This is a genomic window from Pseudomonas sp. Bc-h, from assembly GCF_002080045.1.
Classification (GTDB): domain Bacteria; phylum Pseudomonadota; class Gammaproteobacteria; order Pseudomonadales; family Pseudomonadaceae; genus Aquipseudomonas.
Genome location: NZ_MUIN01000015.1, coordinates 225,498 through 239,215, shown reverse-complemented (window position 1 = coordinate 239,215; position 13,718 = coordinate 225,498). Strand labels below are relative to the sequence as shown.

Sequence of the window (13,718 nt, the reverse complement as noted above, 5' to 3'; positions counted from 1 at the left end):
TACGACTTTAATTTAATTTTACGATTATCGCCACGGCTCCTAGAGTGACTCGACACCCGCATAAAAAGGAGCCACCCATGAACCCTTCCCTGCCACGTCCGCGCTGGCTGACCTTTGACTGCTACGGCACGCTGATTCAGTGGGATGAAGGCCTGCTGGACTGCGTGCGCGAGCTGCTCGCCCGTAAAGGCAACACCGCGCCGGACGTCGACCGCTTCATCGAGGTTTACGATCGCCATGAACATCGCCTGGAGCAGACGCCGCCCCATCGCTCATTCGCCGATATCTCACGCTTGTCGATGTCGCTGACACTGGGAGAACTGGGCATGCCTTTCGAGCCCAAAGACGCCGATCTGCTGATCGGCCGCATCGGTCAGATGCCGCCTTTCCCCGAAGTGCACGGCACGCTGAAATGGCTCAAGGAGCAAGGCTTCATGCTGTGCATCGTCTCCAACACTGACGACGACATCATCGCTGGCAACGTCGCCCAGCTCGGTGGCTACATCGACCGAGTGATCACCGCGCAGCAGGCCCAGGCTTACAAGCCCGACCATCGGCTGTTCCTGCATGCGCACGAGCAACTGGGCGTGGGCGTCGAAGACGTACTGCACATCTGCGCCAGCCCGCATCTGGATCTGGAAGCGGCCAAGGAAATGGGCTTTCGTTGCGTATGGATCGACCGCGGGACCAAACGCAAGCCGCTGCCGGACTACACTCCTGACGCGACCCTGCCGGACTTGTCCAGAGTCCCGGACTACATTCGCAGCAAGGGCTGGGCGAACGAATAAGGAGAGTCTTATGGCGCATGATCTGCGCAATGTCCTGCGAGGCGACAGGCAGTATCACGATCTCGATAACCCTCAAGTGCGGGCGGCTCGCATCGATCTGGCCGCGAGCCTGCGCATGGCCGCGCGGCTGGGGCTGAGCGAGGGCATCTGCAATCACTTTTCAGCGTTGGTACCGGGGCATCCGGAGTTGTTTCTGGTCAACCCATACGGGCTGTCGTTCGAGGAGATCACGGCGTCGAGCCTGTTGATCTGTGACTTCGACGGCAACGTGGTGATGGGCGATGGCAAGCCGGAGGCCACTGCCTTTTATATCCATGCGCGTCTGCATCTGCAAAAGCCTGGCGCGGCAGCTGCATTTCATACCCACATGCCGAACGCCACGGCGCTGGCGATGATCGAGGGCGAGCCGCTCGCCTGGGCTGGGCAGACGGCGTTGAAGTTCTACGGTCGGGTGGCGGTCGACGAGCATTACAACGGCCTGGCGCTGGACAATCAGGAGGGGGATCGCATTGCCGCGTCCATGGGGCAGGCCGATATCGTGTTTCTAAAGAACCATGGCGTGATGGTCACGGCGCCGAGCATCGCGCAGGCCTGGGATGACGTGTACTACCTGGAACGCGCGGCAGAAGTGCAGCTCAAGGCAATGAGTACCGGGCGGCCGTTGAAGGTCATCGATCCGGAGATTCTTGTGCGTACGGCTCGGCAGATGAGCGAGGAAGATGCTGAAAGCGCGCGGTTGCACCTGGAGAGTGTGAAGCGGATTCTGGCCAGGCATGAGGCGGATTTTGCGGAATAAATGGGTGGCGTTGGCTTGGGGTCTGATTTGGGTAATGCCTAACCAGTTTCGCCGGAGGCGAAATGCTCTGCCGTCAGGCAGAAAAAGCCCGGCGCCGCCATTGCGAATAACGGATATACACCCAAAACCCAGCCCCAACCCAAGCGCCCCACAAGGTCAAATCCCGCTGAACCAGTTATACCCCTGATCCTCCCAGTACCCCCCCGGATAATCATTGGTCACGAAGATCTCGACGATGTGCTTGGGATTCTTGAACCCCAACTTCGTCGGCACCCTCACGCGCAATGGATAACCATACTCCGGCGGCAAGGCCACCTCGCCGAAATCCAGGGCCAGCAAGGTCTGCGGATGCAACGCAGTCGGCATATCCAGGCTTGAGTAATACCGATCCGCGCATTTGAACCCCACGAACTTCGCCGTGGTATCAGCGCCCACATGTTCCAGAAACGTGCGCAGCGGCACGCCGCCCCACTGGCCTATCGCGCTCCAGCCCTCGACGCAAATCAGGCGCGTGATATCGCTGCGCTGCGGCAGTTTGCGCAGACCCTCCAGTGTCCAGGGCGCCTTGTCGCGAACCAGACCACCCACACCGAGTTTCCAGTCCGCCACATCCAGATCCGGAATATCGTCCTCGGCGTAAAACGCATTGAACGGAAACGGATTGCGGATCTGCTCCTTGCGAAAGGTCGGCGCCAGTTTCTGCCCGCTGAACAGCCAGGCCTGAACCCGATCGTTCCAGCGCGACATGGCCCACAACACCTTGTCCACCTGATCGCCGTCCTGCAGATTGCAGCCGGTGAGCATCGCCATCGCGCCCACCGTCAACCCGCCTCTTAGAAAATTCCGGCGTTGGATGCTTTCCAGCTGAGTCTGTTGGGCCGGTTCCAGCTTGATGCGCAGGATCGCGCGTTTTTTTGGTTCAATCATGTTCGACCTTTCCACTGGCAACCGGCTTCACACCGCCGGTAATCATCGGCAACAGGGTTTTGGGCACCAGCAGCACCAGCGCCAGATGCACCACCACGAACGCTCCAATGGCCGTCATGGCGCCAAAATGCACGAAGCGCGCGAAGTCGTAACCGCCGAAAAGCGCGGTGAGTTCCTGCAGTTGAATCGGTTTCCAGATCGCCAGCCCCGACACCACGATCAACACGCCAGCCGCCAGCACCAGCCAGTACATCAGGCGCTGCACAGCGTTGTAGACGCCCTTCTCATGCTTGAGACGAAAACGCAGGGCGTCGGCCAGGTCGCGTTTGACCGCCGCCGGGGTGACGGGCAGAAAGTCGCGCTTGAAGTGCTTGCTGAACAGGCTGTACAGGACGTAGATCAGGCCGTTGATCACCAACAGCCACATCACCGCGAAGTGCCAGGCCAGCGCGCCGCCGAGCCAGCCGCCGAGGGTGAAGTCCCGGGGGAAGGAAAAGCGAAACAACGGCGAAGCGTTATAGATGCCCCAACCGCTCATGAACATGCAGACCATGCCGAAGGCGTTGATCCAGTGTGTCAGGCGGATGGGCCATGGATGAATTCTGGTTTTTTTCATGGTGTAAGGCTCGTCACGGCGGTGGTAACACCTGTAGCAGTACGGCTTGCCGGCGGCGGCGTCAATCGAATCGCCGCCGGCAAGCCGGACCGCTACGGATTTGATTCAACGCGACGTTACATAGGCGGCTGGAAGCCATCCTTGCCGACCGCTACACCGCGCGCAGTCTTGCCGTCTTCAGCGGGAAACACCACGACCTTGGCGCCCTTGACCAGTTGCTCGACCTTGCCGGCTTCGACGTAAGCAATCGGCACGTCTTGCGGCACGACCAGCTGCTTCTCGCCGCCCTTGTAGCTAACGCTCAGGGTCCGGCCATTGGCCTTGGTCAGCTTGCCCACGGTGCCATTGGTCATGGTTCCGGTGCTGCCATCGGCGTTCTGCCAGCCGTAGTGACCTTCGCCGCTGCCCTTCAGGCTCGCTTCGAACACGGTGACTTCCAGCGCTTTCAGCGTGCCGTCAGCCTGGGGTGTCGCGGCCGAGCCGATGAAGCTATCGGACTTGATCGAGTCGATGTCGGTCTTCGACACCAGGCGCACGCCGGTCTTGTCGCTCAGGCCGATGCTTTGATGAGCGCCGGAGCGGGTGGTGAAGTTCAAGGTGTTGTTTTCGACGCTGTCCACGGTGCCGCGCAGAGGCTTGACCACCGGCATGTCAGCGGCCGAAGCCATGACCGCGGCGCTGAGCATCAGCAGGCCAAAGGTGGTGGACAGTGCAGTCTTCATCTTCATTGTGAGGATCCTTGTCGATTGGAGGTGCGGGTTGAATGACGACCATCCTCGACCCCGAACCGGCACTGCACAATGACCGGGCGATGACATTTTTGTCATTCGCCCTGACGCCGAACGCCCCAGACGCCGATGACAAAAATGTAACCGACCGAAAACCTCCCGTTGGTTACACTCCGCACACGACGCGGCATTCAGCCGTTTGACGACGTTTCGACCCGGGCCTCACCCACGATGCACATCCTGCTTATCGAAGACGACACCAAGACTGGTGAGTACCTGAAGAAGGGCCTCAGCGAGTCCGGCTACAAGGTCGACTGGACCCAGCACGGCGCAGACGGCTTGCACATGGCGCTGGAGCACCGTTACGACCTGCTGGTGCTGGATGTGATGCTGCCGGGCATCGACGGCTGGCAGATCATCGAAGTGCTGCGCGCCAAGCAGGACGTGCCGGTGCTGTTTCTCACCGCTCGCGACCAGCTTCAGGACCGCATTCGTGGCCTGGAACTGGGCGCCGACGACTATCTGGTCAAACCCTTTTCCTTTACCGAACTGCTGCTGCGGATTCGCACGATCCTGCGCCGTGGCGTGGTGCGCGAGGCCGATCACTTTCATCTGGCTGACCTGGAACTGGACCTGCTGCGCCGCCGCGTCACTCGCCAGCAACAAGTGATCACCCTGACCAACAAGGAATTCGCCCTGCTGCATCTGTTCCTGCGCCGCGAAGGCGACGTGCTGTCCCGCGCGCAGATCGCCTCGGAAGTCTGGGACATGAATTTCGACAGCGACACCAACGTGGTCGACGTCGCGATCAAACGCCTGCGCAGCAAGGTCGACCTGCCCTACCCGGTCAAACTCATTCACACCGTGCGCGGCATCGGTTATGTCTGCGAGGTGCGGCCATGCGAGCCCGACGCCAGCCTTCCCTGACCCTGCGCTCGACCCTGGCGTTTTCGGTGGTGGCCATGCTCGCCGTGGCCAGCGCCGGCATGTACCTGTACGAGACCATGAAGGCCTCGGTGATGACCCGCAGCGACCACGCGGTGCTGGCGCGCCTCGATCACTTTCGCAAACTGCTGCAATACGACCTGACCCTCGACACCTTGCGCAGCAGCCCTCAACTCTTCGAGAACATGCTCGACAGCGAAGACGACATCTTCATCATTGCCGAGCCCGGCAAGTCGCCGGTGATCATGGTCAATCCCCTGCATGCGCCGCTGCCCGAGATGCCGGTGGTCGAGGCCAACGCCCCGCTCAGCTCGGACGACCTGCGCAGCGCAATGGTCAACGGGGACGTGCCCATGCGCGCAGCCACCGTCGAAGCGCTTTCCGGTGGCAAGGTGGTTCACCTGACCGCCGCCCATCTGGCGGTCAAGGAAATGGCCACGCTGGCCAATTTCCGTGATCGCATTCTGTTCGCAGTGGCGCTGGCGTTCGTGCTGACCGCCGTATTGGGTTACCTGTTGCTGCGTCGAGGTCTGCGCCCCCTGCGCAAAATGGCCGACCACGCCACTGCCATCACCCCGGCCCGGCTGGACAGCCGCATGGACAGCCGCGATACGCCGGTGGAACTGCAGCAACTGAGCGACGCCTACAACGCAATGCTCGACCGCCTGGCCGACGGTTATCAGCGCCTGACCCAGTTCTCCGCCGACCTCGCCCACGAGATTCGCACGCCCGTGGGTTCATTGATGGGCCATTGTCAGGTCGCATTGCGCCAACCGCGCAGCGCCGACGAATACCAGACACTGCTGGCCTCGAACCTCGAAGAGCTGGAGCGTATTTCGCGGATGGTCGAAAGCATCCTGTTCCTCGCCCGCGCCGACGACGCGCAGGCGGCGCTCAATCGCCAGACGCTGGACCTGGAAGATGAACTGCAGCGGGTGACCGGCTATTTCGAAGGCCTGGCTGAGGAACGGCAAATGACCTTGCGCAGCTTGGGTAACGGGAAGCTCAACGCCGATCCACTGCTGTTGCGCAGGGCCTTGAGCAATCTGGTGGCCAACGCGATCCGCTACGCCGATGAAGGCAGCGGAATCGAAATCCGCGTGGTCGACGGCGCAGGCCAGCGCCGCATTGAAGTGGAAAACCAGGGCCCGGTCCTGAGCGAATCAGCCCTCGGCAAACTGTTCGACCGCTTTTACCGCGGCGACGCCTCGCGCCATCAAAGCTCGGACTCCAATGGCCTGGGCTTGGCGATCGTCGCCGCGATCATGCAGTTGCATGGAGGTGAAATTGCGGTGAATCAGCCAACGCCGGGCAAGATCTGTTTTGCGTTGGTGTTTCCTGCTGCAAGGTCGAAAACCTTGTAGGAGCGCCCTTGCCCGCGATTGCGTTTTCCCAGTCAACAAGGGTGAGCCTGACACACCCTGATCGAGTTCAAGCGCGCTCCTACAGGTATCAACCCGCAGCAGAGATTGGCATCAAGCCTTCGGATCGTGGGCGATCTGCAATTTGTAGAACGTCGCTGCTCCACCTTCGGTCGCATACCCGGTGTTGTCCTGGGTGTACACGCCCGCCTTGAAATACAGCTGTTTGCCATTCCAGGTCGCGTCGAGCCTGGTGCTCCACTGCATCTCATGGGCGTTGACCGTGAGGTTGCCGGTGGGCGTCAGGTGGATGGTGTAGGTGAAGCGCTCTTTGAGAAGCACGCCGGTGGCGATCTGAATGACTTCCGGCTCGGACGTAGGCGTCAGGCGAAACTTGGCGACGATGTTGCCGGTCTGGGTTTTTTCCTTGAACTGGTATTCGAGCTTGATCAGCGGCTCGGTGCTGCCGTAGCAGTGGATCTGGCCAATGACGATCTTGCCGGACGATGGCACCTGGTCAACGGTCAGCGCTGCACGCAGGAAATTGTCCGCCTGGGTGTAGGTCCAGTTATGCACGGCGCCGTTCGCGTAGGTCTCACGCAGTTCGGTGCGCGGGTAAATGGCGTTGTCCGTCCTTGAGCCGGTTACTGGCGCCCAAAAGAACAAGGTGTCCCCGGAGCGAAAGTACCCATCCTGGTAACCGCCGACCAGTTTGGGTGTGTCCACAGTGACGGCAGGAGTACCGACCGGTACGGAGAGATTCCAGGTGGCGAGATCGATCATGTTGCGACTCTTGGGTGCGCATGCGCACCAGCAAAGGGATGTGTCTGGAACGGGGCTTGTGCCCCTGTTCCTGTCGCCTTTGCTATCGGCTGAATCGGTTGATCTTTAACTCGGCCAGATAGTCAAGAAACCGCCGAAACCACCCGGGAAATAGCGATAGCCACCATCGCGATATCACTAATCACGCTCGTCTAATTGTGCGTTTTTTGAGCAGCTTGGCGGAATCCGGGCATGCCTCAGTGAAACATTGACGCCATTTTTTTGGAGAAGCTCGAAAAGAAATCCGTCATTAAGTTCATAAATCAGCCAAAAGTCCGACAGGCGGTATCTTTTTCAGGCCCACATAGCCAGATCCGACATAGATAGGTGGTGGTCGCAAGCCTTTCCTCTCCCCACCCACCATTCATCCATTTTTCATTTGACGTTCAACTTTGTAACTTGATATTAATAGTTAGCAACCTAATAATACTGAGACTAATCATTAACTGCCTAACCAAACCTTTTTCGTCGAATCAACCCAGTGGCACCCTCATGACTCTAGACTCACTGCAAATGCACATCACAGGCGGCGTCGTCGCGGCGTCTCGCCAATGGCGCCGCGTGTGTCAAACCACATTGATGAACTACGGCGTGTCCGAGGCCTGCGCGGGTCCCCTGTTGATGATCGCGCGACTGGGGGAAGGCGTGCGCCAGGTCACCGTGGCTCAGGCCTGCGGGCTGGAAAGCCCTTCGCTGGTGCGCCTGCTCGATCAACTGGGCAAGGCTGATCTGGTGCAGCGCACTGAAGACCCGACCGACCGCCGCGCCAAGGCCCTGAGCCTGACCGATGAAGGACGCGCTTTGGCCAACTCGATAGAAGAAGAGCTGATCCGCCTGCGCCGTGATGTGTTCAGCAACATCGACGCAGCTGATCTGGAAGCCACGCTGCGGGTATTCAAAGCTTTCGCCAATGCCAGCCCTGTGGGGCCGGAGCTGTCATCTTGAACGGAATGTTTAAAGGTTTCTTCGACGGTGTTCCGCCGTCCCGTGACTGGTTCTACGGCATCCGCACCTTTGCAGCGTCGATGCTGGCGCTTTACCTTGCGCTGATTTTCGAGCTGCCGCGCCCTTATTGGGCGATGGCGACCGTGTACATCGTCTCCAGCCCCTTCGTCGCGCCGACCAGCTCCAAGGCGCTGTACCGCGCGGCGGGGACCTTGCTTGGCGCCACTGCATCGGTGCTGCTGGTGCCGATGTTCGTGCAGACGCCGTTTCTGCTGGCAGTGGTCGTGGCGCTGTGGACCGGCACCCTGCTGTTCCTGTCCCTGCACCTGCGCACCGCCAACAGTTACGCGCTGATGCTGGCGGGCTACACCATGCCGCTGATTTCCTTTCCGGTAGTCGACAACCCGCAAGCGGTGTTCGACATCGCGGTATCGCGCACTGAAGAAATCTTTCTGGGTATCGCCTGCGCGGCAGTGGTCGGCGCAATGTTCTGGCCGCGGCGTCTGGCGCCGGTGGTGGTGGACTCCATGGGCAAGTGGTTCAAGGACGCCTCGACCTACAGCGACCTGTTTCTCTCCCGCAGCGCCACACCTGAACAGGTCGGTGCCCTGCGCACGGCCATGGTCGGCAACTTCAACAGCCTGGAGTTGATGATCGGCCAACTGCCCCACGAAGGCGCCCATCGCCAGACCGTTCGCAACGCCAAGGAACTGCGCGGCCGGATGATTCATCTGTTGCCGGTGATCGACGCCCTCGACGATGCGCTCTGGGCCCTGGAACGCCGCACGCCGGAACTGGTGGCCGATCTTGCGCCGCTGATCATCGAATGCCGCGACTGGGTGGAAAAGACCGCCCAAGGCGCGCCGGTCAAATACTGGCAAGCGTTGCACGACGAACTCGATCGCCTGCAACCGACTCCGGCGCAACTGGATGATCGTCGCCAACTGCTGCTGTCCAACGCGCTGTATCGCCTGCGCGAGTGGATCGATCTGTGGCAGGACTGCCGTAGCCTGCAATGCGCCATCGAAACCGACGATCACCGACCATGGAAGGCGGTATATCGGCACTGGCGCCTGGGGCGTCTGTCGCCGTTCCTCGACAAGGGCATGATGCTGTATTCGGTGGCGACTTCGGTCAGCGCAATCATCGTTGCCTCGGTGCTGTGGATTCTGCTGGGGTGGCAGGACGGCGCCAGTGCCGTGGCGCTGGCGGCGGTGTCGTGCAGCTTCTTCGCGGCGATGGATGACCCGGCGCCGCAGATCTACCGGTTCTTCTTCTGGACGATGATGTCGGTGATCTTCGCCAGCCTCTATCTGTTCGTGGTGCTGCCGAACCTGCACGATTTCCCGATGCTGGTGCTGGCGTTCGCCGTGCCGTTCATCTGCGTCGGCACCCTGACCGTGCAACCGAAGTTCTACCTCGGCACCTTGCTGACCATCGTCAACACCTCGTCGTTCATCAGCATTCAGAGCGCCTACGACGCGGACTTCCTGAACTTCGTCAACTCCAACCTGGCAGGCCCTGCCGGGCTGGCATTTGCTTTTGTCTGGACGCTGATCGTGCGGCCATTCGGCACCGAAACCGCATCCAGGCGCCTCACCCGCTCAAGCTGGCGCGACATCGTGACCCTCAGCGAAGAAGCGACCCTGGCCGAACACCGGCAGATGGGCGTACGCATGCTCGACCGTCTGATGCAGCACTTGCCGCGCCTGGCGATCACCGCTCAGGACACCAACATCGCCCTGCGTGAGGTGCGCGTAGCGCTGAACATGCTTGATCTACTGGCTTACATGCCTAGAGTCCAGGCGGTTCCCCGTCAGTTGCTGCGTCAGGTCGCGACCGAAGTCGGCAGCTATTTCCGGGCCTGTCTCAAGGCACGCGAACGTCTGCCCGCGCCCAAAGGCCTGTTGATGACCATGGACCGCGCCCGTCGCTCGCTGACTTTCGACTGGATGGGCGATGACGAATCCCGTCTGCACCTGCTGCATGCCCTGAGCGGCCTGCGTCTGGCACTGCTGCCGGGCGTGGAAATCGTCGACGTGCAGGCCGAGCAGGAAGAACAACCGCCGTATGGCATTGATGGAGCCCCACTGTGATCGGTGATCTGGATGTCAGCGGGATTTTCCTGCCAACCTTTCTGGTGCTGATGGGCATCGCTTATGTGATTTTTCTGGTGGTTCACGCCGTGCTGTCGCGTGTCCACTTCTACCGCCTGGTCTGGCACCGGGCTTTGTTCAACGTCGGTCTATACGCTCTGCTGCTCGGCGTCGTGGATACCCTTAGTCGATACCTGATGAAATGAAAAAACCTCTACTGACTCTGGGCCGTGTGGTCCTGACACTGCTGGTTGTCATCCTCGCCGCGATCGTCGTCTGGCGCATGGTGATGTATTACATGTACGCCCCCTGGACCCGCGACGGCCACATCCGCGCCGACGTGATCCAGATCGCCCCGGACGTATCCGGCCTGATCGAGAAGGTCTCGGTCACCGACAACCAGGCGATCAGCAAAGGCCAGGTGCTGTTCACCATCGACCAGGACCGTTTCCGTCTGGCTCTGCGTCAGGCCCAAGCGACGCTGGCCGAGCGCAAGGAAACCTGGGAACAGGCCCAGCGCGAGAACAAGCGTAACCGTGGGCTGGGCAATCTGGTTGCCCGCGAACAACTGGAAGAAAGCCAGTCCAAGGAAGCCCGAGCCCTGGCGGCGGTGAACGAATCGCAGGTCGCGGTGGACGCCGCGCAGTTGAACCTGGACCGCTCGGTGATCCGCAGCCCGGTTGACGGCTACCTCAACGACCGTGCACCGCGAGACCGTGAGTTCGTCAGCGCCGGGCGTCCGGTGTTGTCGGTGGTCGACAGCGCCTCGTACCACATCGACGGCTACTTCGAAGAAACCAAGCTGGATGGCATTCACATCGGCTCGAAAGTGGACATCCGCGTGATCGGCGACAACGCCCGTCTGCGCGGCCATGTGGTGAGCATCGTCGCCGGTATCGAAGACCGCGACCGCAGCAGCGGCTCCAACCTGCTGCCCAACGTCAACCCGGCGTTCAGCTGGGTGCGCCTGGCGCAGCGGATTCCGGTGCGCATCGCCTTTGACGAAGTGCCCGAAGACTTCCGCATGATCGCCGGCCGTACCGCCACGGTGTCGATCATCGACGACGCCACTGCGCGAAAGAACGACAAGGCCACTCAGAAAGGAGTCGCTCAATGAAACCCGGCGCGCGCCTTTTAACCGTTGGTTTGGGCATGTTGCTCTCGGCCTGCACCGTGGTCGGGCCGGATTACAAACTGCCGAACGACGCAGCAGCCAATCGCCCGGATTTGCAGGGCGAACTGGCGGGCAGTTCGGCCAATGTGGTCTCGGCGCCCGTACCGGCTGACTGGTGGCGCCTGTACAACGATCCAAAGCTCGACCAGTTGGTGGCTCAAGCGCTGACCTCCAGCACCGACCTGCGGGTGGCAGCGGCCAATTTGCAGCGGGCCCGCTATCAAGTAAGCGAGGCCGATGCCGCAGGGGGTTTCACCAACACCGCCAAGGCCGGCGCCCAGCGTTTGCAGGAAGCGGGACAGGCGTTTTTGCTGCCGGAAAAGGTACCGGTCGCCAACATCGGTGACGTTGGGCTGACCACGTCCTATCAATTCGACCTGTTCGGCGTGTTGCAACGCGGCATCGAAGCGTCCGAAGCCAGCGCCGATGCAGCGCAGGCGGCGGTAGACACCGCACGGATTACGCTGGTTGCCGATGTGGTGCGTTCGTACACGCAGATCTGCGCGGCCAACGAAGAACACGAGATCGCCCTGCACTCGCTGGATTTACAGAAACAGAGCCTGAACCTGACCCAGCGCTTGCGTGATGCCGGCCGTGGCGACGAAACCCAGGTCACCCGCTCGCAAACCCAGTTCAAATCTCTGCGCGCCGAATTGCCGCGTTACGAAGCCGCGCGCCGGGCCGGGCTGTATCGCTTGTCGATGCTGCTGGCCAAGCCGTTGGACCAACTGCCGCAAGGCGTCGCCGATTGCGCCGAGCTGCCGCGCATCGCCCAGGTCATGCCAGTCGGCGATGGCGCCGCGCTGCTCAAGCGTCGTCCCGATGTGCGTCAGGCGGAACGCCGTCTGGCGGTATCCAGCGCGGCCATCGGCGTCGCCACCGGCGAGCTGTATCCGGACATCAGCATCGGTGCCACTGTCGGCACCGTCGGTATTCTTGAAGATCTGGGCGACCCGTCGACCAACCGCTGGGGCTTTGGCGGCGTGATCAACTGGACCATTCCATCCAACGGCGCCCGCGCTCGCATCCATGTCGCCGAGGCCTCCAACCAGGCAGCGTTGGCGCACTTCGATGGCGTGGTGCTCAATGCCATTCGTGAAGCCCAGACCGGCCTTTCGCAATACACCGCCCTGCTGGAACGTCGCGATGCACTGGCCGACGCCGAGCAATCTGCGAAACAGGCGGCAGACCAGACCCACCGCTTCTTCATGGCCGGGCGTGAATCGTTCCTCGCGGATTTGCAGGCGACCCGCACCTACACCGACGTGACCGCGCAACTGGCGGCGGCGAACACGCAGGTGGCGATGGGGCAGATCGATTTGTTCCTGGCGCTGGGTGGGGGTTGGGAGAACAGCCGGGCGCCTGCGACTGCGACTGCGCCTGAACAGGCCAGGAAGTAATCCCGAACCTGCAGGGAGTCCTGTGGGAGGGGTCCGAGGCACGAGGGTCGCGAAGCGGTCCATCTGACGCACCGCAATCGCGACCGTCGTGACCTCCGATCCCTCCCACCGGTGCTGCATATGCATTGTTCCTGGCATTGATCCATGAAATTGAACCCCTGCCCGCCTACACTGCCTGATCTCTCTATACCCAACTCGGCAGGAGGCTCCCCATGCGTACGCTCCAACTGGCAGACAAAACCGTCCCCGTCATCGGTCAGGGCACCTGGCGCATGGGGGAAGATCGCCATCAGCGACAGGAGGAGGTTTCGGCGCTGCAACTGGGCATCGAGCTGGGGCTGACGCTGATCGACACCGCCGAGATGTATGGCGAAGGTGGCGCCGAGGAAGTGGTGGGGCAGGCCATCGCCGGCAAGCGCGATCAGGTCATGCTGGTGAGCAAGGTGTACCCCCACAACGCCAGCCGCAAGGGCATTCCCGCTGCTTGTGAACGCAGTCTGCAACGGATGAAAACCGACTACATCGACCTTTATCTGCTGCACTGGCCAGGCTCCTACCCGCTTGAGGAAACCGTCGAAGCTTTCGAGCGCTTGCGTGAAGCGGGCAAGATCGGCCGTTGGGGAGTGTCGAACTTCGATGTGTCGGACATGCTGGAGCTGAACAACACGCACTGCGCCACCAATCAGGTGCTCTACAACCCTGAGGAGCGCGGCGTGGAATATGACCTGCTGCCATGGATGCAGAACGTCGACATGCCGCTCATGGCCTACTGCCCGATTGGTCAGGCGGGTAACTTGCTTATGAACCCGGCGATGATCGAAGTCGCCGAACGCCACGACGCCACGCCCGCACAGATCAGCCTGGCCTGGGTGCTGCGTCAGGACGGGGTGATCGCCATACCCAAAGCGGTCGATCCGCATCACCTGCAATTGAACGCCGCTGCAGCTGACATCGAGCTGAGCATCGAGGACGAACTGCTGATCGACACTTCGTGGCCCGCGCCGATTCGCAAGAAGCGTTTGTCGATGGTGTGATTGCCACAGGGTCCCGACCTCGCCGATCCGCCTTCATGAAACGATACAAACCGTCACAAAACTGTCAAAACCGCTTGCGATGATGC

At 61.2% G+C, this 13,718-nt stretch carries 15 protein-coding genes; 11 read left to right on the top strand and 4 right to left on the bottom strand.

Annotated features, from left to right (window positions below):
- The first annotated feature begins 77 nt into the window (after positions 1-77).
- On the top strand, positions 78-788 hold the full coding sequence (locus BWR59_RS28215; RefSeq protein ID WP_081568972.1) for a haloacid dehalogenase type II: 711 nt from the start codon (positions 78-80) through the stop codon (positions 786-788).
- Between the two features lie 10 nt (positions 789-798).
- Positions 799-1,584: an aldolase gene (locus BWR59_RS28210; protein WP_081568971.1), complete on the top strand. Its 786-nt coding sequence runs from the start codon at positions 799-801 to the stop codon at positions 1,582-1,584.
- 156 nt (positions 1,585-1,740) lie between these two features.
- Here BWR59_RS28210 and BWR59_RS28205 read toward each other — a convergent pair whose 3' ends face one another.
- From BWR59_RS28205 to BWR59_RS28195, 3 genes are all read right to left on the bottom strand, one after another.
- A complete protein-coding gene (locus tag BWR59_RS28205; protein WP_081568970.1) occupies positions 1,741-2,511 on the bottom strand; it encodes a molybdopterin-dependent oxidoreductase in 771 nt (256 codons plus the stop codon).
- Entirely contained in the window at positions 2,504-3,127 is a 624-nt protein-coding gene (locus BWR59_RS28200; RefSeq protein WP_081568969.1) for a cytochrome b/b6 domain-containing protein, read from the bottom strand. The genes BWR59_RS28205 and BWR59_RS28200 overlap by 8 nt, the downstream gene beginning before the upstream one ends.
- Before the next feature lie 116 nt (positions 3,128-3,243).
- Entirely contained in the window at positions 3,244-3,849 is a 606-nt protein-coding gene (locus BWR59_RS28195) for a hypothetical protein (protein WP_081569099.1), read from the bottom strand.
- Positions 3,850-3,890: 41 nt separating this feature from the next.
- Here BWR59_RS28195 and BWR59_RS32670 point away from each other — a divergent pair, with 41 nt between their 5' ends.
- The 3 genes from BWR59_RS32670 to BWR59_RS28185 are packed head-to-tail and all read left to right on the top strand — an operon-like array spanning position 3,891 to position 6,164.
- Positions 3,891-4,058 (top strand): hypothetical protein, encoded by a 168-nt coding sequence (locus BWR59_RS32670; RefSeq protein WP_218191290.1) that lies wholly within the window; start codon positions 3,891-3,893, stop codon positions 4,056-4,058.
- Positions 4,059-4,086: 28 nt separating this feature from the next.
- Positions 4,087-4,782 (top strand): heavy metal response regulator transcription factor, encoded by a 696-nt coding sequence (locus tag BWR59_RS28190; protein WP_081568968.1) that lies wholly within the window; start codon positions 4,087-4,089, stop codon positions 4,780-4,782.
- Positions 4,755-6,164, top strand: a complete 1,410-nt coding sequence (locus BWR59_RS28185; RefSeq protein WP_081568967.1) for a heavy metal sensor histidine kinase — start codon at positions 4,755-4,757, stop codon at positions 6,162-6,164. Before BWR59_RS28190 ends, BWR59_RS28185 begins: the two co-directional genes overlap by 28 nt.
- A gap of 111 nt (positions 6,165-6,275) precedes the next feature.
- On the opposite strand, the gene BWR59_RS28180 is transcribed toward BWR59_RS28185, so the two are convergent.
- On the bottom strand, positions 6,276-6,944 hold the full coding sequence (locus BWR59_RS28180) for a polysaccharide lyase family 7 protein (RefSeq protein ID WP_081568966.1): 669 nt from the start codon (positions 6,942-6,944) through the stop codon (positions 6,276-6,278).
- A 531-nt stretch (positions 6,945-7,475) separates the two neighbouring features.
- On the opposite strand from BWR59_RS28180, the gene BWR59_RS28175 reads away from it, so the two are divergent.
- From BWR59_RS28175 to BWR59_RS28150, 6 genes are all read left to right on the top strand, one after another.
- Positions 7,476-7,928: a MarR family transcriptional regulator gene (locus tag BWR59_RS28175; RefSeq protein WP_081568965.1), complete on the top strand. Its 453-nt coding sequence runs from the start codon at positions 7,476-7,478 to the stop codon at positions 7,926-7,928.
- Positions 7,929-7,933: 5 nt separating this feature from the next.
- Positions 7,934-10,024, top strand: a complete 2,091-nt coding sequence (locus BWR59_RS28170; RefSeq protein ID WP_081568964.1) for an FUSC family protein — start codon at positions 7,934-7,936, stop codon at positions 10,022-10,024.
- On the top strand, positions 10,021-10,230 hold the full coding sequence (locus tag BWR59_RS28165; RefSeq protein ID WP_081568963.1) for a DUF1656 domain-containing protein: 210 nt from the start codon (positions 10,021-10,023) through the stop codon (positions 10,228-10,230). The genes BWR59_RS28170 and BWR59_RS28165 overlap by 4 nt, the downstream gene beginning before the upstream one ends.
- Positions 10,227-11,141 carry an HlyD family secretion protein gene (locus tag BWR59_RS28160; protein WP_081568962.1) on the top strand — a complete coding sequence of 305 codons (915 nt, stop codon included), beginning with the start codon at positions 10,227-10,229 and terminating at the stop codon, positions 11,139-11,141. The genes BWR59_RS28165 and BWR59_RS28160 overlap by 4 nt, the downstream gene beginning before the upstream one ends.
- Positions 11,138-12,598 carry a TolC family protein gene (locus BWR59_RS28155; RefSeq protein ID WP_081568961.1) on the top strand — a complete coding sequence of 487 codons (1,461 nt, stop codon included), beginning with the start codon at positions 11,138-11,140 and terminating at the stop codon, positions 12,596-12,598. Before BWR59_RS28160 ends, BWR59_RS28155 begins: the two co-directional genes overlap by 4 nt.
- A 212-nt stretch (positions 12,599-12,810) precedes the next feature.
- Positions 12,811-13,632, top strand: a complete 822-nt coding sequence (locus BWR59_RS28150) for an aldo/keto reductase (RefSeq protein WP_081568960.1) — start codon at positions 12,811-12,813, stop codon at positions 13,630-13,632.
- The last annotated feature ends 86 nt before the right edge of the window (positions 13,633-13,718 follow it).

What these genes read in the sequence shown, in the direction of transcription:
- BWR59_RS28215 (WP_081568972.1), top strand. Translation starts at nt 78, where the DNA reads ATGAACCCTTCCCTGCCACGTCCGCGCTGGCTGACCTTTGACTGCTAC.
- BWR59_RS28210 (WP_081568971.1), top strand. Translation starts at nt 799, where the DNA reads ATGGCGCATGATCTGCGCAATGTCCTGCGAGGCGACAGGCAGTATCAC.
- BWR59_RS28205 (WP_081568970.1), bottom strand. Translation starts at nt 2,511, where the DNA reads ATGATTGAACCAAAAAAACGCGCGATCCTGCGCATCAAGCTGGAACCG.
- BWR59_RS28200 (WP_081568969.1), bottom strand. Translation starts at nt 3,127, where the DNA reads ATGAAAAAAACCAGAATTCATCCATGGCCCATCCGCCTGACACACTGG.
- BWR59_RS28195 (WP_081569099.1), bottom strand. Translation starts at nt 3,849, where the DNA reads ATGAAGACTGCACTGTCCACCACCTTTGGCCTGCTGATGCTCAGCGCC.
- BWR59_RS32670 (WP_218191290.1), top strand. Translation starts at nt 3,891, where the DNA reads ATGACGACCATCCTCGACCCCGAACCGGCACTGCACAATGACCGGGCG.
- BWR59_RS28190 (WP_081568968.1), top strand. Translation starts at nt 4,087, where the DNA reads ATGCACATCCTGCTTATCGAAGACGACACCAAGACTGGTGAGTACCTG.
- BWR59_RS28185 (WP_081568967.1), top strand. Translation starts at nt 4,755, where the DNA reads ATGCGAGCCCGACGCCAGCCTTCCCTGACCCTGCGCTCGACCCTGGCG.
- BWR59_RS28180 (WP_081568966.1), bottom strand. Translation starts at nt 6,944, where the DNA reads ATGATCGATCTCGCCACCTGGAATCTCTCCGTACCGGTCGGTACTCCT.
- BWR59_RS28175 (WP_081568965.1), top strand. Translation starts at nt 7,476, where the DNA reads ATGACTCTAGACTCACTGCAAATGCACATCACAGGCGGCGTCGTCGCG.
- BWR59_RS28170 (WP_081568964.1), top strand. Translation starts at nt 7,934, where the DNA reads ATGTTTAAAGGTTTCTTCGACGGTGTTCCGCCGTCCCGTGACTGGTTC.
- BWR59_RS28160 (WP_081568962.1), top strand. Translation starts at nt 10,227, where the DNA reads ATGAAAAAACCTCTACTGACTCTGGGCCGTGTGGTCCTGACACTGCTG.
- BWR59_RS28155 (WP_081568961.1), top strand. Translation starts at nt 11,138, where the DNA reads ATGAAACCCGGCGCGCGCCTTTTAACCGTTGGTTTGGGCATGTTGCTC.
- BWR59_RS28150 (WP_081568960.1), top strand. Translation starts at nt 12,811, where the DNA reads ATGCGTACGCTCCAACTGGCAGACAAAACCGTCCCCGTCATCGGTCAG.